We start from the raw sequence: 18909 nt of genomic DNA on the forward strand, positions 1-18909 counted from the left end.
GGGAGACCAGAGGTCCGATCTCCGGTGGAGTCGCGTCACCCGGGTCCCGGACCGCAGCCGGCGCCGTCCACGCAGCACGAGGCCGGGGAACACCGCCGGGAGCGCGTCGGCCGGCCGGCGAGTGCCGCGGCGGGGCCGGTGGCGGCGTGCGGAGATAGGCTCTCCCCCGGAGAGTCCACAGTTGATCGCGGAGGTTCGTCTTGCGCTTGGCACGTGTCGCCCACTCCGACGGGGTGTCCTTCGTGGCCCTCGAGCCGGACCCGGCCGCGCCGCAGGAGAAGGTGCTCGCGGTCGAGATCGACCAGCACCCCTTCGGTGAGCCCACCTTCACCGGGCGCAAGTGGCCGATGGCGGACGTGCGGCTGCTCGCCCCGATCCTGCCCACGAAGGTCATCTGCGTCGGCAAGAACTACGCCGAGCACGCGAAGGAGATGGGCGGCGAGGCGCCCGAGCACCCGGTGATCTTCATGAAGCCGTCCACGTCGGTCATCGGGCCGAACGCGCCCATCAAGCTGCCGCCGAGCTCGGAGCGGGTGGACTTCGAGGGCGAGCTGGCCGCGGTGGTCGGCCAGCCGTGCAAGGACGTCCCAGAGGCCCGCGGCACCGACGTGCTGCTCGGCTACACGATCGCCAACGACGTCACCGCCCGCGACCAGCAGCAGGCCGACGGCCAGTGGACCCGGGCCAAGGGCTACGACACGTTCTGCCCGCTGGGACCGTGGATCGACACCACCGTCGACCCGTCGGACCTGGCCATCCGCACCGAACTGGACGGCGAGGTCAAGCAGGACTCGCGGACCTCGCTGCTGCTGCACGACGTCGGCGCGCTGGTGTCGTGGATCTCGCGCGTGATGACCCTGCTGCCCGGCGACGTCATCCTCACCGGCACCCCGGCCGGCGTCGGCCCGATGCAGCCGGGCCAGAAGGTGTCGGTGTCCATCGACGGCCTCGGCACCCTCACCAACCCGGTGAAGCAGGGCTGACGGGCGGCTCCGGCCGACGGGCGCTCCGTCGGCCGGAGGGCCCGCTCAGCGCAGGGCGGCCCGCGGGGGGCGCTCGCGGACCGCGCCGTAGGCCAGGAAGTACGGCGGGATCGACCGCAGCCACGGCAGCTTCGAGACCGCGCGCAGCGGGAGCGGCAGGCGTGCGGTGTCGCCGAAGTCGATCTCGCCGCGCAGCGCCGGTGCGACCACGTTGTCGTGGATGACGCGCTGCAACCCCTGGACCAGCACCGTCGTCGGCCACCGGCGCCGCTGCACCGCGGCGACGTGCCGCCGCTCCAGGCGCCCCCGGCGCAGCGGCTCGGCCAGGTGGCGCGCCGCCGCGACCGCGTCCTGGACGGCCAGGTTGATGCCGATGCCGCCCACCGGGGACATCGCGTGCGCCGCGTCACCGATGCACAGCAGGCCCGGCACGTGCCACTTCCGCAGCCGGTCCAGCCTGACGTGCAGCAGCTTCACGTCGTCCCAGTCGGCGACCAGCTCCCGCCCGGCCAGCCAGGGGATCCTGCGCACCAGGTCCGCGTTGAACTCCTCGATGGGGCGGTCGCGGTCCTGGGCGTCGGTGTCCTTCTCGATGATGGCGGCCATCTGGTAGTAGTCGCCGCGGTCGATCATCGCGACGAAGGTGTCGTCGCGGATCAGTCCGATCAAGCCCGCCGGGTCGTCGGCGTGCCGCGGCACCCGGAACCACCGGACGTCCATCGGGGTCGGGAAGTCCCGCAGGCCCAGCTCGGGCATGTCGCGCACGAACGAGTCCCGGCCGTCGCAGGCGACCGTGATGGTGGCGCGGAGCTCGCCGGTGCCGCCGTCCGGGGTGCGGTAGCGGACGCCGTTGACCCGGCCGCCCTCGCGGATCAGCTCGGTCGCCTCGGTGTTCATCCGGAGTTCGAAGGTGGGCTCCTGCTTGCCCTCGTCGGCGAGCATGTCCAGCAGGTCCCACTGCGGGACCATGGCGATGTAGTTGTACTTGATGTCCAGCAGGCTGAAGTCGGCCATGGTGAACAGCTCGCCGCTCTGGCCGACCGGCACCGACACCCGGTCCACACGACGCTGGGGGAGTTCGGCGAACCGCTCGGCCAGGCCGAGGTCGTCGAGCAGCTGCAGGGTCGTCGGGTGCACCGTGTCGCCGCGGAAGTCCCGGAGGAAGTCGCCGTGCTTCTCGAGCACGACCACCTCGACGCCGGAGCGCGCCAGCAGCAGCCCGAGGACCATGCCGGCGGGTCCGCCGCCGACGATGCAGCAGGTGGTTCGCTCCATCGCGATCACTCCCCAAGAATTTCAACGCTCGTTGAATAACTTCAGCATCCTCCTGCCGGACTCGCCCGTCAAGCGCCTCCGACCAGTGGCTAGGCTGGATGTGTTATGAGCACGCCAGAAGCAGCAGCAACAGCAGCCGACAGGCCCGTCCGCGCCCGGTTCTGCCCCTCGCCGACCGGTGTCCCGCACGTGGGCCTCATCCGCACCGCCCTCTACAACTGGGCGTTCGCCCGGCACCACAAGGGCACCCTGGTGTTCCGCATCGAGGACACCGACGCCGCCCGGGACAGCGAGGAGTCCTACCAGGCGCTGCTGGACGCGTTGCGCTGGTTGGGCCTCGACTGGGACGAGGGCCCCGAGGTCGGCGGCCCCTACGGCCCCTACCGGCAGAGCGAGCGCGGCGAGATCTACACCGACGTCGCGCAGCGCCTGCTGGCCGCTGGCGAGCTCTACGAGAGCTTCTCCACGCCCGAGGAGGTCGAGGCCCGGCACAGGGCGGCCGGTCGCGACCCCAAGCTGGGCTACGACAACCACGACCGCGACCTCACCGAGGAGCAGAAGGCCGCGTTCCGCGCCGAGGGCCGCACGCCGGTGCTGCGCCTGCGGATGCCGGACCGCGACATCACCTTCACCGACCTGGTGCGCGGTGAGATCACCTTCCCCGCGGGCAGCGTGCCCGACCCGGTGCTGGTGCGCGGCAACGGGCAGCCGCTGTACACGCTGACCAACCCGGTCGACGACGCGATGCAGCGCATCACCCACGTGCTGCGCGGCGAGGACCTGCTGGCCTCCACGCCGCGGCAGATCGCGCTCTACGAGGCGCTGCAGCGCATCGGGGTCACCGACTTCACGCCCGAGTTCGGCCACCTGCCCTTCGTCATGGGGGAGGGCAACAAGAAGCTCTCGAAGCGCGACCCGAAGTCCGACCTGTTCCACCACCGCGAGCGGGGTTTCCTGCCCGAGGGCCTGCTGAACTACCTGGCGCTGCTCGGCTGGTCGATCTCCGACGACCGCGACGTGTTCACGCTGGACGAGATGGTGGAGGCCTTCGACATCAGCCGGGTCAGCTCCAACCCGGCGCGCTTCGACCAGAAGAAGGCCGACGCGATCAACTCCGCGCACCTGCGCGCGCTGGCGCCGGACGACTTCGTCGAGCGGGTCGTCCCCTACCTCGTCAAGGGCGGGGTGCTGCCCGCCGAGCCGACCGAGCAGCAGCTGGAGGTCGTGCGCGCCGCGGCGCCGCTGGTGCAGGAGCGGCTCATCGTGCTCTCCGACGCGGTCGGCATGATGGGCTTCCTGTTCGCCGGTGACGAGTTCGCCCCCGAGCCGGCCTCCGCGGAGAAGGCCCTCGGCGAGGACGCCGAGCCGGTGCTGCGGGCCGCCATCGACGCGCTCAGCGCGCTGTCCGAGTGGACGGCGTCGGCCATCGAGCAGGCGTTGAAGGACTCGGTCGTGGAGGGCCTGGGCATCAAGCCGCGCAAGGCCTTCGCCCCGGTCCGCGTCGCGGTCACCGGCCGCACGGTCTCGCCGCCGCTGTACGAGTCGATGGAACTGCTCGGCCGGGACGTCTCGCTGGCCCGCCTGCGCAAGGCGCTGGGCTGACCTCACCCGCCTCGCCGCCGGGGTCCTCCCGCTCGGAGGGCCCCGGCCGGTCGTGCTGCGGAGGAGCCGCGAGGGCTGCCTGCCGCGCACACCCGCATCGGCCGACAGGATCACCGTGTTGGCCGAATCGGACGCAGCGGGTGAACGCCTAGCCTCGCGGGGTGACATCCGCGCCGAACCACTCCACCACCCACGCACCCGGACAGCTCAAGGCCGTTTGCCTCGACGTCGACGACACCCTCCTCGACACCCAGCGCGCGTCGCGGCAGGGCTTGCGGGAACTCGTCGGCACCGACCGGGCGTGGCCGGTGTGGGAGCGCACCACGGACCACTACTACGCGCGGTTCGTCAACGACGAGCTCGACTTCGAGGCGATGTGCGTCGAGCGCACCAAGGCCTTCTTCGCCGCCTTCGGCGAGCAGATCGACGACACCGAGGCGGCCCGCCGCGAGAGCGTCCGCATGGCCGCCATGCAGAGTGCCTGGGGCCTGTTCGACGACGCCCGCCCCTGCCTCGACTGGCTGCGCGACAGCGGCGTGCGGCTCGCCGTCATCACCAACGCGCCGAGCACCTACCAGCGCAAGAAGATCGCCGCCGTCGGCCTCGCGGACGTCTTCGACGCCGTGGTGATCTCCGGCGAGGTCGGTGTCGCCAAGCCCGACCCGCGGATCTTCCGCACCGCCTGCGACGCGCTCGGCCTGCGCCCCGACGAGGTCGCCCACGTCGGCGACCGGCTGGACACCGACGCCCGGGGCGCCGCCCGGGCCGGCCTCCACGGCGTGTGGCTCGACCGCAGCCGGAGCGAGCGGGGGACCGTCGGGGATGTGCCCGTCATCACGAGCCTGCACGAACTCCCCGAACTCCTCGTCGGCGACCTCCCCGCCATTCCCGCGATGCCCGAACTGATCGGGTAGAGGGCGGTTGACCTGCGCCGATCCCGTGGCGACCGCCGAAACCCACCCCCCTTTCACAGCCCCCGCGGCGATGGTCTAATATTCTTACCAACGCAGCGGACAGGAGTCCGGGAGCGGAACTCCCCAGGGGGTTCGGCGAAAGGACGAACTGCCCGGGCGGCACCATGGGGTATGGTGTAATTGGCAGCACGACTGATTCTGGTTCAGTTAGTCTAGGTTCGAGTCCTGGTACCCCAGCGAGCAGGTTCCGCTCGCAACCGGCGCGAGTCGGTTGCGGTCGTGTGATCGCTCACGCGTGGTCCCGTCGTCTAGCGGCCTAGGACGCCGCCCTCTCAAGGCGGTAGCGCGGGTTCAAATCCCGTCGGGACTACCAAGCAGGAGAGCCCCGTTCGCACCTCGCGAACGGGGCTCTTCTCGTTGCTGCGGCGCTCCCGTGGGGCGGGTGTGGTGGGGCAGGGCCGGTCCGGTGCCCCGGCCGGTCGGGCCGGGCCGCGGCCGCTCTCGGTCGCTCGGTCCCCGCGAATTCCGCTGCTCCGGCGGCCTCCGGTCACTCGATGGGGGTGGGTGTTCGGGGTGGATCAGGCGTGTTGTAGAGTTACTGCCGTAACGCGGTCCCGTCGTCTAGTGGCCTAGGACGCCGCCCTCTCAAGGCGGTAACGCGGGTTCAAATCCCGTCGGGACTACAAAAGCGGAAAAGGCCCTCGCTCGCGAAATGCGACGGGGGCCTTTCCGTTTCCGCGTCTCGAGCACCGGCGCGACCGCACAGCGGCGGCTGGTTCGCCTCGAGGGGCGGTGCGGGCGCCGTCCGGTCACCCGCACCGCCCCGCGGTCGGCGACGCGCTCACAGACGGTTCTGGAGGGCGTCCGCCGCCGCCAGGAGGTCGGCCGCCCAGCGCGCGCCCGGGCGCCGGCCCATGCGGTCGATCGGTCCGGAGACCGAGATCGCCGCCACCACGTTCCCCTGCGTGTCCTTCACCGGGGCGCTCACGCTCGCCACCCCGGACTCGCGTTCCGCCACGCTCTGCGCCCACCCGCGGCGCCGGACCTCCATGAGCGTGCGCTCGCCGAAGACCGCCTCCGCCAGGACCGCGCGCTGGGTCGCCGGATCGGCCCACGCCGCCAGCACCTTGGCGCCCGAGCCCGCCGTCATCGACAGGGCCGTGCCCACCGGTACCGTGTCGCGGAGACCGCTGGGCGGTTCCGCCGTCGCGATGCACAGGCGCTGCATGCCGTCCCGGCGGTAGAGCTGGACGCTCTCGCCCGTGATGTCCCGGAGCTTGGGCAGCACCGTGGACGCCGCCTCCAGCAGCGGGTCCACCGCGCCGCCGGCCAGCTCGGCCAGGGCCGCGCCCGGGCGCCAGCGCCCGTCCGAATCCCGGCGCAGGAGGCGGTGCACCTCCAGTCCCACCGCCAAGCGGTGCGCCGTCGCCCTCGGCAAGCCCGTGCGGCTGCACAGTTCCGCCAGGCCGCACGGCTCCTCGGCCACGGCCTGCAGAACGGCCACCGCCTTGTCCAGTACTCCGATGCCGCTATGCTGTCCCACGTACCGATACTAGCTTCCCGGCATCTGGGAAGTCCACTCTGTGGGAAGACCCGTTCCGGGGTCTCGGCAGGCTCGACTGGGAGCAAGCGATGGGAAAAACGCTCGCGGAGAAGGTGTGGGACGCGCACATCGTGCGCCGTGGTGAAGGGCACGAACCCGACCTCCTCTACATCGATCTCCACCTGGTGCACGAGGTCACCAGCCCGCAGGCCTTCGAAGGGCTCCGGCTGGCCGGCCGGAAGGTGCGCCGCCCCGACCTGACGCTGGCCACCGAGGACCACAACGTGCCCACCACCGGGATCGACCTGCCGATCGCCGACCCGGTGTCGCGCACCCAGGTCGACACGTTGCGGAAGAACTGCGCGGAGTTCGGCATCCGGCTGCACCCGATGGGCGACGCCGAGCAGGGCATCGTGCACGTCGTCGGCCCGCAGCTGGGGCTGACCCAGCCCGGCACCACGGTGGTCTGCGGTGACAGCCACACCTCCACGCACGGTGCGTTCGGCGCGCTGGCCTTCGGCATCGGCACGTCCGAGGTCGAGCACGTGCTGGCCACCCAGACGTTGCCGCTGAAGCCGTTCAAGACCATGGCCATCAACGTCGAGGGCACGCTGCGCCCGGGCGTCACGAGCAAGGACGTGATCCTGGCCGTGATCGCCAAGATCGGCACCGGCGGCGGCCAGGGCTACGTGCTGGAGTACCGCGGCGAGGCGATCCGCAAGTTGTCCATGGAAGCCCGCATGACGATCTGCAACATGTCGATCGAGGCGGGCGCCCGGGCGGGCATGATCGCCCCGGACGAGACGACGTTCGAGTACCTGCAGGGGCGTCCGCACGCGCCGAAGGGCGCCGAGTGGGACGCTGCCGTCGAGTACTGGAAGACGCTGCGCACCGACGACGACGCCACTTTCGACGCAGAGGTCACGCTCAACGCAGACGAGCTCACGCCTTTCGTCACCTGGGGCACCAACCCGGGCCAGGGTCTGCCGCTGTCGGAGCGGGTCCCGGACCCGGAGCAGATCGTCGACGAGGGCGAGCGGTACGCCGCGGAGAAGGCGTTGGCCTACATGGGCCTGGAGCCGGGCACGCCGCTGCGCGACATCGCGATCGACACGGTGTTCCTGGGCTCGTGCACCAACGGCCGCATCGAGGACCTGCGCGCCGCCGCGGAGGTCCTGCGGGGGCGCAAGGTCGCCGAGGGCGTGCGGATGCTCGTCGTCCCGGGCTCGATGCGGGTCCGCAAGCAGGCGGAGTCCGAGGGGCTGCACGAGGTCTTCACCGCCGCCGGCGCGGAATGGCGTTCGGCCGGTTGTTCGATGTGCCTGGGCATGAACCCGGACCAGCTCACCCCGGGCGAGCGCAGCGCGTCGACCTCCAACCGCAACTTCGAGGGCAGGCAAGGCAAGGGCGGCCGCACCCACCTGGTGTCCCCGCTCGTGGCCGCCGCCACCGCGGTGCGCGGCACCCTGTCCTCCCCCGAAGACCTCGACTGAAGCCCACCCACCAGGAGCAGTGACGATGGAACCGTTCAAGACGCACACCGGGGTCGGCGTCCCGCTGCGCCGGTCCAACGTGGACACCGACCAGATCATCCCGGCGGTCTACCTCAAGCGGGTCTCCCGGACCGGCTTCGAGGACGCCCTGTTCGCCGCCTGGCGGGCTGACGAGGACTTCATCCTCAACCAGGAGCCGTTCCGGGCCGGCAGCGTGCTGGTGGCCGGGCCCGACTTCGGCACCGGCTCCTCCCGCGAGCACGCGGTGTGGGCGCTCAAGGACTACGGCTTCCGGGTGGTCATCTCCAGCCGCTTCGCCGACATCTTCCGCGGCAACGCCGGCAAGCAGGGGCTGCTGGCCGCCGAGTGCGAGCAGTCCGATGTGGAACTGCTCTGGAAGCTGCTGGAGAACGAGCCGGGTACCGCCGTGACGGTGGATCTCGAGCGACGCACCGTGCACGCCAAGGATCTCACCGTGCCCTTCCGGATCGACGACTACACCCGCTGGCGGCTGCTGGAAGGCCTCGACGACATCGGCCTGACCCTCCGGCACGCCGAGACGATCGACACTTTTGAGCGGGCGCGGCCGAGCTTCAAGCCGGTCACGCTGCCCCCGCCGGCGGGCTGACACCGGCCTCCCCGGGTGGCGGTTTCTCATTGCCGTGCAAGGGAAAAACCGTCACCCGGGGCACAACTGAACAGTTGCTCCACGAGCACCTCGGCCCCGTTGCCCGGAGACGAATGCCCGCGCCCTGAACGAAAAAAACGGGGCGTGGCGATTGGCATTTGTTTATCCGGGGCTTTACCGTTGACATTGAGTCGGCCCAACGGGGCCGTTGTTGTGTCCTGGGAGGGACTGAAGTGAACAAGGCCCAACTCATCGAGGCTCTGGCAGAACGCCTCGGCGACAAGAAGACCGCCAGCCAGGCTGTGGAAAACGTCGTGGACATCATCGTCCGCAACGTCAACAAGGGCGAGAAGGTCAACATCACCGGCTTCGGCGTTTTCGAGAAGCGGGCCCGTGCTGCGCGTACCGCTCGCAACCCGCGAACCGGTGAGACCGTGAAGGTCAAGAAGACCAACGTCCCCGCCTTCCGCGCCGGCACCCAGTTCAAGGAAGTCGTGGGCGGGCAGCGGAAACTGCCGCGCCAGTCCACCGTGAAGGCGGCCACCACCCGTGGCGCCACCACGCGGACGGCTTCCGCCAAGGCCGCGGCCGGCACCAAGAAGGCCACCACCACCCGGGCCGCTGCGACCAAGACCACTGGCCGCGCGACCACGAAGACCGCCACCAAGGCGGCCGGGACCAAGGCCGGCACGCGGTCCACCGCGACCAAGGCCGCCACGAAGGCCACCGCCACCAAGGCCGCGCCGAAGCGGACCACCAAGGCCACCACGGCCAAGGCGAGCACCGCGAAGGCCTCCACTGCGAAGGCCAGCACGGCCAAGGCGGCCACCAAGCGGGCGAGCACCGCCAAGTCGGGCACCACCAAGGCGGCGTCCAAGACGACCCGTCCGGCGACCAAGAAGGCGACGACGACTCGCAAGTCCACCAAGAAGTGAGTGCTCGCGGCAGCAGCGGGCACCATTGGACCGAGCGGGCGGCCACCTGACCCCGGTGTGACGGGGCGTGAGGCCGCCCGCTCTTCGGCAAGGCCCCCGGCCGCGCGGCGAGCGCTGCCGCCGGTGCGACACCGTGCGACGGACGCGGCGGAACGGGGGCTGAGCGGGCCGCAGCCGCGAGGATTCCGCCTCGCGGCGGCCGAACCCCAGTGGGCGGTGCGCACCGCCCACACGGCGCGATCAGCGCCGGACAGCGGTGTCCGACCGCTGTGCGACGGAGCCGGAGCGTCGGCGGAGGCGGACGCCGACGCTTCCGCCTCACGTCCCGGGTGGATCACTCGATCGCCGAACACCGCCGCCCGGCCGGGCGAATCCGGGGCCGGTGCCTTGTCGGACGTTCAGTGGGGAGAACCGCTCCTCCCGCCTGCCACCGAGGAGCCCGCGGCTCGGCGAGTGCGCGTTCCGCGCTCAGGTCCCGGGAACCGGGTCCGCGAGGTAGTCGGCCGCCACCAGGCGCAGGGCCGGGGCACTGCCGTTGCCGAGAGCCGGATCGGGGCTGAAGCTCAGCGTCCACACGCTCCCCTTGCGGCTGGCCGCCTCCTCCGGCCGCAGTCCCGGCCGACCGCGCAGCGGACCGGATCTCGCCAGCCGCGCCACCAGGTCCGGGATCACGCCGCCCTGGCTGCACACCACCACCGGACCCGGACCGGCCGCGATCCGCAGCATCCGTGCCACCGCCGCGGACGGGTCGGCGCGGTAACCCTCTTCGGAGAACAGCGGCTCGTCGGCGATCTCCACGCCGAGGTCCGCCGCGACCGGTGCCACCGTCTGCTGGCAGCGCACCCGGGGCGCGGAGTGGACGCGGACCGGACCGTACAGCGGCAGCAGGGAGTGCAGCGCGTCCCGCTGCCGCTGCCCCGCCGCGGAGAGCGGGCGCAGCACGTCGTCGCCGGACCACTCCGAGCGCTTCCCCGCTTTCGCGTGGCGCACCAGCAGCACCGTCGACAGCGCCGCGGGCAGCTGCTCGAAGGCGTCCAGCACGCGCCCGTCGTGCGGGTAGCTGAGCAACTCGCGCGCCTCGGCGACGGGTGCCCACCGCAGCACGTCCACTTCGTCGTTCGGCGCGAAGGCACCACCGCCGGCGCGGGCGGCGAAGTAGTCCACCACCTTGGGCGCGGTGCCGCCCACCGCGGGCACCTCGTAGGTCACCCGGGTGAGGAACCGGGACAGCACGCAGGAGAACCCGGTCTCCTCGGTGACCTCGCGGGCCGCGGTGTGCGCGGGCAGCTCGCCGGGGTCGAGCTTGCCCTTCGGCAGCGACCAGTCGTCGTAGCGGGGGCGGTGCACCACCGCCACCTCGAGGCCACCGGCGCCGTCGCGCCACAGCACCGCTCCGGCGGCACGCACGGTCCGGTCGGGAACGTCAGTCGGTTCGCCGTCGATCTGCTCGGTGGCAGGCTGGTTCTCGGTCATGCCCTTCGTCCTCACGCGTTCTCGACGGTGGCGTGCTCGGGGTCGGCGTCCGAGGGCGCGTCGGGGCGCTGGTCCTCGGTCACGACACCTTCGCGCCGTGCAGGCGCAGCATCTCCACTTGGTGGTCGCGGACCTGCTCCCCGCTGTTCGGGGAGGCCTCCCAGTCGCCCTTGGCGTTGAGCACCCAGCACCGCGTCGCCGGGTGCAGCGCCGAGTCGAGCATCGCGTCGAGCTGGGCAGTGAGCTTGGGATCGGTCACCCGGACCTGGGTCTCGATCCGGCGGTCCAGGTTCCGGTGCATCATGTCGGCGCTGCCGATCCAGTGCTCGTCGATGCCGACGAAGTGGAAGACGCGGGAGTGCTCCAGGAACCGGCCGAGGATGGAGCGCACCTCGATGTTCTCGCTGAGGCCCTCGACACCGGCCTTGAGCGAGCAGATGCCGCGCACCACGACCTGCACCGGCACCCCGGCCATCGACGCCCGGTAGAGCGCGTCGATGATCTGCTCGTCGACGAGCGAGTTCACCTTCATCCGGATGCCGCAGGACAGGCCCTGCCGGGCGCGCTCGGTCTCGGCCTCCACGCGCTCCACGATGCCGTTGCGGATGCCCTGCGGGGACACCAGGATGCGGCGGTACTCGCCGTGCCGGGCGTAGCCGGTGAGCACGTTGAACAGGTCGGTGAGGTCGGCGCCGATCTCCGGGGAGGCGGTCAGCAGCCCCAGGTCCTCGTAGATGCGGGCGGTCTTCGGGTTGTAGTTGCCGGTGCCGAGGTGGCAGTAGCGGCGGATGGTGGAGCCCTCCTGGCGCACCACCAGCGCGGTCTTGCAGTGCGTCTTCAACCCGACCAGGCCGTAGACCACGTGCACCCCGGCGCGCTCCAGGGTGCGCGCCCACTGGATGTTCGCCTGCTCGTCGAAGCGCGCCTTGAGCTCGACCAGCGCCACCACCTGCTTGCCCGCCTCGGCGGCGTCGATGAGCGCGTTGACGATCGGCGAGTCACCGGAGGTCCGGTACAGCGTCTGCTTGATGGCCAGCACGTGCGGGTCGGCCGCGGCCTGTTCGATGAACCGCTGCACCGAGGTGGAGAACGAGTGGTAGGGGTGGTGCACCAGCACGTCGCCCTCGCGGAGCGTGGAGAAGATGCTCTTGGGGGTCTGGCCCTCGGCGAACGCCGGGTGCGTCGCGGGCACGTACGGCGACTCCTTGAGGTCCGGCCGGTGCAACCGCTCCAGCTGGAACAGGCAGGACAGGTCCAGCAGACCCTTGACCTCCACCACGTCGTGCTGGTCGACCTCCAGCTCGCGCAGCAGGAGCTCGAGCATGTTCTCGCTCATGGTGTCGGTGACTTCCAGCCGCACCGGCGGACCGAAGCGGCGGCGCGCGAGCTCCCGCTCCATGGCCTGCAGCAGGTCCTCGTCGCGGTCCTCCTCGACCTCCAGGTCGGCGTTGCGGGTGACCCGGAAGATGTGGTGCTCGGCGACCCGCATGCCGGGGAACAGCTTGCCCAGGTGCGCGGCGATGAGCTCCTCCAGCGGCAGGAAGGTGGCGCGCTGGGTCTCCCGGTCGGACTCGACGCGGATCAGCCGCGGCACGTTGTCCGGCACCTTCACCCGGGCGAAGCGCCGGATCCCGGCGTCCGGGTCGGCGACGGTCACCGCGAGGTTCAGCGACAGCCCGGAGATGTAGGGGAACGGGTGCGCCGGGTCGACCGCCAGCGGGGTGAGCACCGGGAAGATGTGGTCCTCGAAGTAGCGGGTCAGCCGCTCCTGGTCGGCGGGCTCCAGCTCCGCCCACTTCAGGATGCGGATGCCGTGCGCCGCCAGCTCGGGCAGCAGCTCGTCCAGGAAGACCCGGCTGAGCTTCTCCACCAGGTCCTGGTTGCGGGCGGCGATGCGGGTCAGCTGCTCGTGCGGGGTGAGCCCGTCGGCGCTGCGCACCGACAGCCCGGTCTCCTCGCGCCGCTTCAGCCCGGCGACGCGCACCATGTAGAACTCGTCCAGGTTGGACGCGAAGATCGCCAGGAACTTGGCGCGTTCCAGCACCGGCTGCGACGGGTCCTCGGCGATGGCCAGCACGCGCGCGTTGAAGTCGAGCCAGGACAGCTCCCGGTTGAGGTAGCGGTCCTCGGGCAGGTCCGTGGACGCCGCCGCGCGGGTCACCGCGGGCGGCGCGGACGGGACGCGGGCACCTCCGGAGCTGGTGCCGCGGGTGCGTTGCGACGTCGCCGAGGTCGCGCGACCGGCGCGGCGCGCCGGTCGCGGGGCACGACGGGTCGACCGGCCACGGGTGCTTCGCTCGGCGGGCTGCTCGGCCCGGCCGCTGCTGTCGGTGCTCACGCGTCCATTGTCACCCATCCGACGGGCTCAGCCGATGTCTGTGAAGGACGTTCACGGGTGGGGCGGTCACACCGCCGCCGCGGTGCGCGGGCCGAGGCCGAGGGCGCGGGCGGCGCGCAGGTCGGCCTCGGTGTCGACGTCGCAGCGCAGCGAGTCCCACGGGCCGAGGAGCGGCTTGGCGCCGGAACCGGCGTGCGCGTCGGCCGAGCCGGGACCGAAGCGCGGGTCGAGCGGCCGGCCCGGTTCGGCCAGCAGCAGCGTGGTGCCGGTGCCGTGCCGGTCCGGGCAGAACGAGCGGTCCGCGCCGGCGGCGCTGATCGCGGCCGCCAGCTCGTCCGGCCGCAGCGCGGGCAGGTCCGCCTGCAGCGCCCCGACCCGCTCGACCCGGTGCCGCAGCGCGGCGTCGCCGTGCCGCAGCGCCGCGTTGAGCCCGGCCGCCGGGGCGTCCGGGAGCACCTCCACGCCCATCGCGGCGAACGCGGCGGTCAGCACCGGGTCCGAGGTGATCACCACGACGCCGCCGACCCCGGCGGCGCGGCGCGCGGCGGACACTGTGTCCAACGCCACGGCCGCGACCAGCTCGGTGTGCGCCGCGGGGTGGCGCGCACCCCCGTCGAGCAGCCGCGACTTGGCCAGGTGCAACGGTTTGACCGGGACGAGGAGGTGCACCGGCGGGTAGCCCCGCTGCGGGTACCGGTGGTCGGTGGCGCTCACGCCCCCATCTTCCCGGCCCGGGGAAGCGGACCGCGGAACCGACTCGTTGGCGACCCGCGGTCGGCCTCGGGGTAACTTTGCGGGCGCCCGCGAGGACAGATGAGGAGATGCCGTGGCGGAACCGAGGAGCCTCCGGCGCGAGCGGAGGCAGCGCATCGAGAAGGCGCAGGGCATGGGCAAGTTCTGGCTCGGCCTGGCGCGCGCGGTGTTCTACCCGCTGACCGCCGCGCTGGCCCGCACCGAGGTGCGGGGGATGCACCACGTCCCGGCCGACGGACCAGCGCTGGTGGTGCTCAACCACGTCTCCCACCTGGACCCGGTGTTCGACGCGGTGACCGTGCACCGCGCCGGGCGCGTGCCCCGGTTCCTCGCCAAGCACACGCTGTGGAACGTCCCGGGGTTCAGGAACGTGCTGGTCGGCACGGAGCAGATCCCGGTCTTCCGCGGCACCGCCGACGCGCGGAAGAGCCTGCAGGAGGCGCACGCCGCGCTGGAGCGCGGCAAGGTGATCGTCATCTACCCGGACGGCACCATCACCAAGGACCCCGACGGCTGGCCGATGACGCCGAAGGTCGGGGTGGCCCGGCTCGCGCTGGCCCACGACGTGCCGGTCATCCCGGCCGCGCGCTGGGGGACCAAGGACGTCTACGACCACTACGCCAAGCGCTTCCGCCCGTTCCCGCGCAAGACGGTCCGGTTCCACTTCGGCGAACCGCTGGACCTCTCGGCCTACCGGGGCGCGGAGCAGGACGGGCAGGCGCTGCGCGAGGTGACCCACCTGGTCATGGACCGGGTCAAGGACCTGCTCGGCGAGGTCCGCGGCGAGCAGCCGCCGGCCGAGTTCTACAGCCCCGCCCGCAAGAAGAGCGCTGCGCCGGAGGAGCGGGACGACGATGGCGCAGCCTGAGCGGATCGCGGTGCTCGGGGCCGGGTCCTGGGGCACCACCTTCGCGAAGGTGCTCGCCGACGCGGGCAACGACGTCGTCCTGTGGGCGCGGCGCGCGGAGGTCGCGGAGGCGATCAACGAGACGCGCTGCAACACCGGGTACCTGCCGGGCGTGCGGCTGCCGGAGTCGCTGCGCGCCACCGACGACGCGGCCGCGGCGGTGCACGACGCCGACGTGGTGGTCCTGGCGGTGCCGAGCCAGTCGCTGCGCGAGAACCTCGCGGGGTGGCAGCCGCTGCTGCCCGCGGACGCGACGCTGGTGAGCCTGGCCAAGGGCGTGGAGCTGAGCACGCTGAAGCGGATGAGCGAGGTCATCGCCGAGGTCGCGGACGTGCCGATGGAGCAGGTCGCGGTGGTGTCCGGTCCGAACCTGGCCAAGGAGATCGCCGCCGGGCAGCCGACCGCGACCGTGGTGGCCTGCGCCGACCACGAGCGGGCGGTGGCGTTGCAGCACGCCTGCTCGACGCCGTACTTCCGGCCCTACACCAACACCGACCTCGTCGGCATCGAGATCGCCGGCGCCTGCAAGAACGTGATCGCGCTGGCCTGCGGCATGGCCGTCGGCCTCGGCTACGGGCACAACACGATGTCCTCGCTGATCACCCGCGGGCTCGCCGAGACCACGCGGCTGGGCGTGGCGCTGGGGGCGGACCCGATGACCTTCGCGGGCCTGGCCGGGATGGGCGACATGGTGGCGACGTGCATGTCGCCGCTGTCGCGCAACCGGACCTTCGGTGAGCGCCTCGGTCGCGGGGAGACCCTGGCGCAGGCGCAGGAGGCGGCGCACGGGCAGGTCTCGGAGGGCGTGAAGTCGTGCTCGTCGATCCGCCAGCTGGCGGCGCGGCGCGGGGTGGAGATGCCGATCACCGACGTGGTGCACCGCGTCTGCCACGAAGGCCTCCAGCCGGGACCGGCAGCGGCCGAACTGCTCGGCCGGGAGCGCAAACCGGAGTAGGACCCGGACACCGGGCCGCTGGTGCCCGGCGGGTGCCCGGGTGACGGCGGGTCGACCAAGTGATGGAGCAGGTGAACTCGTGAACGACTCGGGCCTCGGGGACGGCACGCGCTGCGTGCGCGGTGGGCACCCGGAACCGGTGAGCGGCGCGCCGATGCTGCCGGGGCCGGTGTTCGCCGCCCCGTACCACCTCGGCGGGGCCGAGGGGAGCGGTGACTCCTACGGCCGGGCGGGCAACCCGACCTGGCGGGCGTTGGAGGCCGCCATCGGCGACCTCGACGGCGGTCGCTGCGTGCTGCTGCCCTCCGGCATGGCCGCGATCAGCACGGTGCTGCGCGCGCTGCTGCGCCGCGGTGACGCGCTGGTGCTGCCCGGCGACGGCTACTACGCGACGCGGCAGTTCGTGCGCGAGGAGCTGACCGAGCTGGAGCTGGACGTCCGCGAGATCGCCACGCCCGGCCCGTGGACCGACGACGTCTTCGCCGGCGCCCGCCTGGTGCTGCTGGAGACCCCGTCCAACCCCGGCCTGGACGTGTGCGACATCGCCGAGCTCGCCGAGCGCGCGCACCGGGCGGGCGCGCTGCTGGCGGTGGACAACACCACGGCGACGCCGCTGGGGCAGCGGCCGCTGGAGCTGGGTGCCGACATCGTGGTCGCCAGCGACACCAAGGCGTTGGCCGGGCACAGCGACCTGCTCATGGGGCACGTGTCGGTGCGCGACCCCGGGCTGGCCGAGCGGGTGGAGCGGGCGCGGACGCTGTCCGGGGCGATCCCCGGGCCGTTCGAGACGTGGCTGGTGCACCGCAGCATGGGCACCCTCGACCTGCGCCTGGCGCGGCAGGCGGAGAACGCCGCCGCGCTCGTGGCGGCGCTGCGCGACCACCCCGCGGTGTCCGGCCTGCGCTGGCCCGGTGCGCCCGACGACCCGTCGCACGAGCTGGCCCGGCGGCAGATGCGCCGCTGGGGCGGGGTGTTCCGGTTCGAGCTGGCCGACGCGGCCGCGGTGGAGGAGTTCGTCCGGCGCAGCGAGCTCGTGGTGGCGGCGACCAGCTTCGGCGGCCTGCACAGCACGGTCGACCGCCGTGCCCAGTGGGGCGACCCGGTGCCCGAGGGCTTCGTGCGGTTCTCCGCGGGCTGCGAAGACCCCGACGACCTCGTGGCCGACGTCCTCCAGGCCCTCTCCTGACCCCGGGGCACGCACCTCGCCGGGCGCGACTCCGCACGGGAGTGGGACGTCTGGTTCCCACCGGAGTCGCGTGGACCTCGGTGGGGCGTGGGGTGGGGCACACTCCGTGGTGTGAGAACTCGCCGGGGTGAGTTGACGGCGGGTGGGCTGGGCTGGTTGAGTTCGCGCCATGGTGTTGCGCGCGATGAACGGACGGCGGGGTCACATCGACCTCCACCGCGTCGCCAGCGCGCTCTGTTCGTGTCCTTCGTGTTGATCGACCTCACGTCATCCCCGGGCGTCGCCGCGCGTCTGCGCGCGCCCGTTCGCACCGATCCCGAAGGACTTCCCCACGTGTTCGCCGTTCCACCGGGCACCGTCGCTGCCCCTGCCGACCTGACCACCGCCCACCCCGTCCGCATCGCCCGCGAGCTCGCCGCCGACCGCGGAGCCTGGGCGCACCTGCTGCGCTACGACCCGGACCAGCGCTGGTTCGAGCTGATCACCCGCACCGAGCACCACGAGGCGTGGCTGCTGAGCTGGCTGCCCGGGCAGCACACCGAGCTGCACGACCACGGCGGCGCCACCGGTGCGTTCACCGTCGTCTCCGGCGACCTCACCGAGCGCGTCGTGCGCGCCTCCGGGGCGGAGGTGCTGCACCGGCTGACCACGGGCCAGTCCCGCGTCTTCGGTCCGGACTACGTGCACCAGGTGTCCAACACCGGGCAGGACCCGGCGGTGAGCATCCACGTCTACCGGCCGGTCCGGGCGCCCATGCGGACCTACGAGCACGACCCCGTCCACGGCTTGCGTCCCAGGGCGTAGCGATCGCGTTACGCAGCGCCACGCCGCCGGAAACAGTCGCGCGCTGTCCTGTCCGTGTTCCCAGCCGACGACACGGGAGGACGCATGAGCACGACCTACGACGCGATCGGCGGCCGGCCGGCGCTGGAGGCGGTGGTGCCCGCCTTCTACGACAAGGTGCTGGCCGATGACGAGCTGGCGCCGTTCTTCGCCGGGACGAACATGTCCCGGCTGATCGGTCGCCAGGTCGAGTTCTTCGCCGCGGCACTGGGCGGGCCGGAGCCGTACCGGGGGCCGTCGATGCGGCAGGTCCACCAGGGCCGCGGCATCCGGCAGCGCCACTTCGACCTGGTGGCCGGGCACCTGGCCGAGACGCTGCGGGAAGCGGGCGTCGCCGAGGAGCTGGTCGACGAGGTCCTGGCGGCGATCGCACCGCTGTCCCGCGAGATCGTCTCCGAGGAGCAGGAGCAGGTGGCGAGCTGACTCACCCCGTCCAGCGGCGCTCGCGGACGTGGGACGGGACCTCGGTGCCGGGCGGCAGGTCCGGGTTCGGCACCGGCTCGCCCCACGACCGGCGCAGCGGCAGGACACCGGCCCACGCCGTCGCGGCCGCGACGTCCTCCGGGTCGTCGTTCGCCCCGCCCTCGCGCACCTTGACCGACGCCTCGCGCAGGTCCACCGCGACCACCGCGGTCGCCGCCAGCTCCTTGCGGTCCGGCTGCCGCGCGTGCTCCCACGAACCCGGGGCGAGGTGCTCGGTGATCACCCGGAGCGCCCGCCAGACCTCGTCGGGGTCGGTGACCCGGCGAGCCCGGGAGTGGACCACCGCCGACCGGTAGTTGACCGAGTGGTGGAACAGCGAGCGCGCGTAGACGATCCCGTCGACCAGCGTCACGGTCACGCAGACCTCCGGTCGCTCGTCGGCCGCGCGCAGGCTGCGCGCACCGGTCGAGCCGTGCAGGTACAGCGTGTCGCCGTCGCGGCCGTAGGCGGTCGGCAGGACGCGCGGCGAGCCGTCGACCTGCATGCCCAGGTGGCAGACGAGCCCGGCGTCCAGCACCGCGTGGAGGTCGGCGCGGTCGGTGCGGGCGCGGTGGGCGCCCCGGCGGATCGTGGACCGTTCAGTGGTGGAGAGATTCAC

Annotated in this window: 17 protein-coding genes and 3 tRNA genes; 14 read left to right on the forward strand and 6 right to left on the reverse strand. The window is 72.3% G+C overall.

Features of this window, described 5'->3' with window-relative positions; translation table 11 throughout:
• The first annotated feature begins 200 nt into the window (after positions 1 to 200).
• Positions 201 to 983, forward strand: coding sequence for a fumarylacetoacetate hydrolase family protein (locus HNR68_RS08635; RefSeq protein WP_179719324.1), 783 nt, complete (start codon positions 201 to 203; stop codon positions 981 to 983).
• Positions 984 to 1028: 45 nt separating this feature from the next.
• On the opposite strand, the gene HNR68_RS08640 is transcribed toward HNR68_RS08635, so the two are convergent.
• Complete coding sequence (locus HNR68_RS08640) at positions 1029 to 2258, reverse strand: FAD-dependent oxidoreductase (RefSeq protein ID WP_179719329.1); 1230 nt, start codon at positions 2256 to 2258, stop codon at positions 1029 to 1031.
• 105 nt (positions 2259 to 2363) lie between these two features.
• On the opposite strand from HNR68_RS08640, the gene gltX reads away from it, so the two are divergent.
• The 5 genes from gltX (at position 2364) to HNR68_RS08665 (ending at position 5457) form a co-directional block, all read left to right on the forward strand.
• Positions 2364 to 3860 (forward strand): glutamate--tRNA ligase, encoded by a 1497-nt coding sequence (gene gltX / locus HNR68_RS08645; RefSeq protein WP_179719330.1) that lies wholly within the window; start codon positions 2364 to 2366, stop codon positions 3858 to 3860.
• A 161-nt stretch (positions 3861 to 4021) separates the two neighbouring features.
• A complete protein-coding gene (locus HNR68_RS08650) occupies positions 4022 to 4774 on the forward strand; it encodes an HAD-IA family hydrolase (protein ID WP_179719332.1) in 753 nt (250 codons plus the stop codon).
• Positions 4775 to 4939: 165 nt separating this feature from the next.
• Positions 4940 to 5011, forward strand: a tRNA-Gln gene (locus tag HNR68_RS08655).
• Positions 5012 to 5071: 60 nt separating this feature from the next.
• Positions 5072 to 5147: transfer RNA gene (locus HNR68_RS08660), tRNA-Glu, on the forward strand.
• A 237-nt stretch (positions 5148 to 5384) separates the two neighbouring features.
• A tRNA-Glu gene (locus HNR68_RS08665) sits at positions 5385 to 5457 on the forward strand.
• A gap of 158 nt (positions 5458 to 5615) precedes the next feature.
• Here the strand turns inward: HNR68_RS08665 and HNR68_RS08670 are convergent.
• Positions 5616 to 6317, reverse strand: a complete 702-nt coding sequence (locus HNR68_RS08670; RefSeq protein ID WP_179719334.1) for an IclR family transcriptional regulator domain-containing protein — start codon at positions 6315 to 6317, stop codon at positions 5616 to 5618.
• Positions 6318 to 6406: 89 nt separating this feature from the next.
• On the opposite strand from HNR68_RS08670, the gene leuC reads away from it, so the two are divergent.
• The 3 genes from leuC (at position 6407) to HNR68_RS08685 (ending at position 9373) form a co-directional block, all read left to right on the forward strand.
• Positions 6407 to 7810: a 3-isopropylmalate dehydratase large subunit gene (gene leuC, locus HNR68_RS08675; protein ID WP_179719336.1), complete on the forward strand. Its 1404-nt coding sequence runs from the start codon at positions 6407 to 6409 to the stop codon at positions 7808 to 7810.
• A 25-nt stretch (positions 7811 to 7835) separates the two neighbouring features.
• Positions 7836 to 8438: a 3-isopropylmalate dehydratase small subunit gene (gene leuD, locus HNR68_RS08680; RefSeq protein ID WP_179719338.1), complete on the forward strand. Its 603-nt coding sequence runs from the start codon at positions 7836 to 7838 to the stop codon at positions 8436 to 8438.
• Positions 8439 to 8671: 233 nt separating this feature from the next.
• Entirely contained in the window at positions 8672 to 9373 is a 702-nt protein-coding gene (locus HNR68_RS08685) for an HU family DNA-binding protein (RefSeq protein WP_179719340.1), read from the forward strand.
• Between the two features lie 468 nt (positions 9374 to 9841).
• Here HNR68_RS08685 and HNR68_RS08690 read toward each other — a convergent pair whose 3' ends face one another.
• The 3 genes from HNR68_RS08690 to cofC all read right to left on the reverse strand — a co-directional run bounded on the left by HNR68_RS08690 (position 9842) and on the right by cofC (position 13898).
• Positions 9842 to 10846: an NUDIX hydrolase gene (locus HNR68_RS08690; RefSeq protein ID WP_179719342.1), complete on the reverse strand. Its 1005-nt coding sequence runs from the start codon at positions 10844 to 10846 to the stop codon at positions 9842 to 9844.
• A gap of 79 nt (positions 10847 to 10925) precedes the next feature.
• Complete coding sequence (locus HNR68_RS08695) at positions 10926 to 13202, reverse strand: RNA degradosome polyphosphate kinase (RefSeq protein WP_179719344.1); 2277 nt, start codon at positions 13200 to 13202, stop codon at positions 10926 to 10928.
• A 48-nt stretch (positions 13203 to 13250) separates the two neighbouring features.
• Positions 13251 to 13898 carry a 2-phospho-L-lactate guanylyltransferase gene (gene cofC / locus HNR68_RS08700; protein WP_343050007.1) on the reverse strand — a complete coding sequence of 216 codons (648 nt, stop codon included), beginning with the start codon at positions 13896 to 13898 and terminating at the stop codon, positions 13251 to 13253.
• 112 nt (positions 13899 to 14010) lie between these two features.
• On the opposite strand from cofC, the gene HNR68_RS08705 reads away from it, so the two are divergent.
• The 5 genes from HNR68_RS08705 to HNR68_RS08725 all read left to right on the forward strand — a co-directional run bounded on the left by HNR68_RS08705 (position 14011) and on the right by HNR68_RS08725 (position 18251).
• Positions 14011 to 14805: a 1-acyl-sn-glycerol-3-phosphate acyltransferase gene (locus tag HNR68_RS08705; RefSeq protein WP_179719348.1), complete on the forward strand. Its 795-nt coding sequence runs from the start codon at positions 14011 to 14013 to the stop codon at positions 14803 to 14805.
• Positions 14792 to 15799 (forward strand): NAD(P)H-dependent glycerol-3-phosphate dehydrogenase, encoded by a 1008-nt coding sequence (locus tag HNR68_RS08710; RefSeq protein ID WP_179719349.1) that lies wholly within the window; start codon positions 14792 to 14794, stop codon positions 15797 to 15799. The genes HNR68_RS08705 and HNR68_RS08710 overlap by 14 nt, the downstream gene beginning before the upstream one ends.
• A gap of 79 nt (positions 15800 to 15878) precedes the next feature.
• Positions 15879 to 16985 carry a cystathionine gamma-lyase gene (locus HNR68_RS08715; RefSeq protein ID WP_179719351.1) on the forward strand — a complete coding sequence of 369 codons (1107 nt, stop codon included), beginning with the start codon at positions 15879 to 15881 and terminating at the stop codon, positions 16983 to 16985.
• A 333-nt stretch (positions 16986 to 17318) separates the two neighbouring features.
• Positions 17319 to 17789, forward strand: a complete 471-nt coding sequence (locus tag HNR68_RS08720) for a cupin domain-containing protein (protein WP_179719353.1) — start codon at positions 17319 to 17321, stop codon at positions 17787 to 17789.
• Positions 17790 to 17873: 84 nt separating this feature from the next.
• A complete protein-coding gene (locus tag HNR68_RS08725; RefSeq protein ID WP_179719355.1) occupies positions 17874 to 18251 on the forward strand; it encodes a group I truncated hemoglobin in 378 nt (125 codons plus the stop codon).
• Between the two features lies 1 nt (position 18252).
• On the opposite strand, the gene HNR68_RS08730 is transcribed toward HNR68_RS08725, so the two are convergent.
• Positions 18253 to 18909: a pyridoxamine 5'-phosphate oxidase family protein gene (locus tag HNR68_RS08730; protein ID WP_179719357.1), complete on the reverse strand. Its 657-nt coding sequence runs from the start codon at positions 18907 to 18909 to the stop codon at positions 18253 to 18255.

This window comes from Saccharopolyspora hordei (assembly GCF_013410345.1).
Classification (GTDB): domain Bacteria; phylum Actinomycetota; class Actinomycetes; order Mycobacteriales; family Pseudonocardiaceae; genus Saccharopolyspora; species Saccharopolyspora hordei.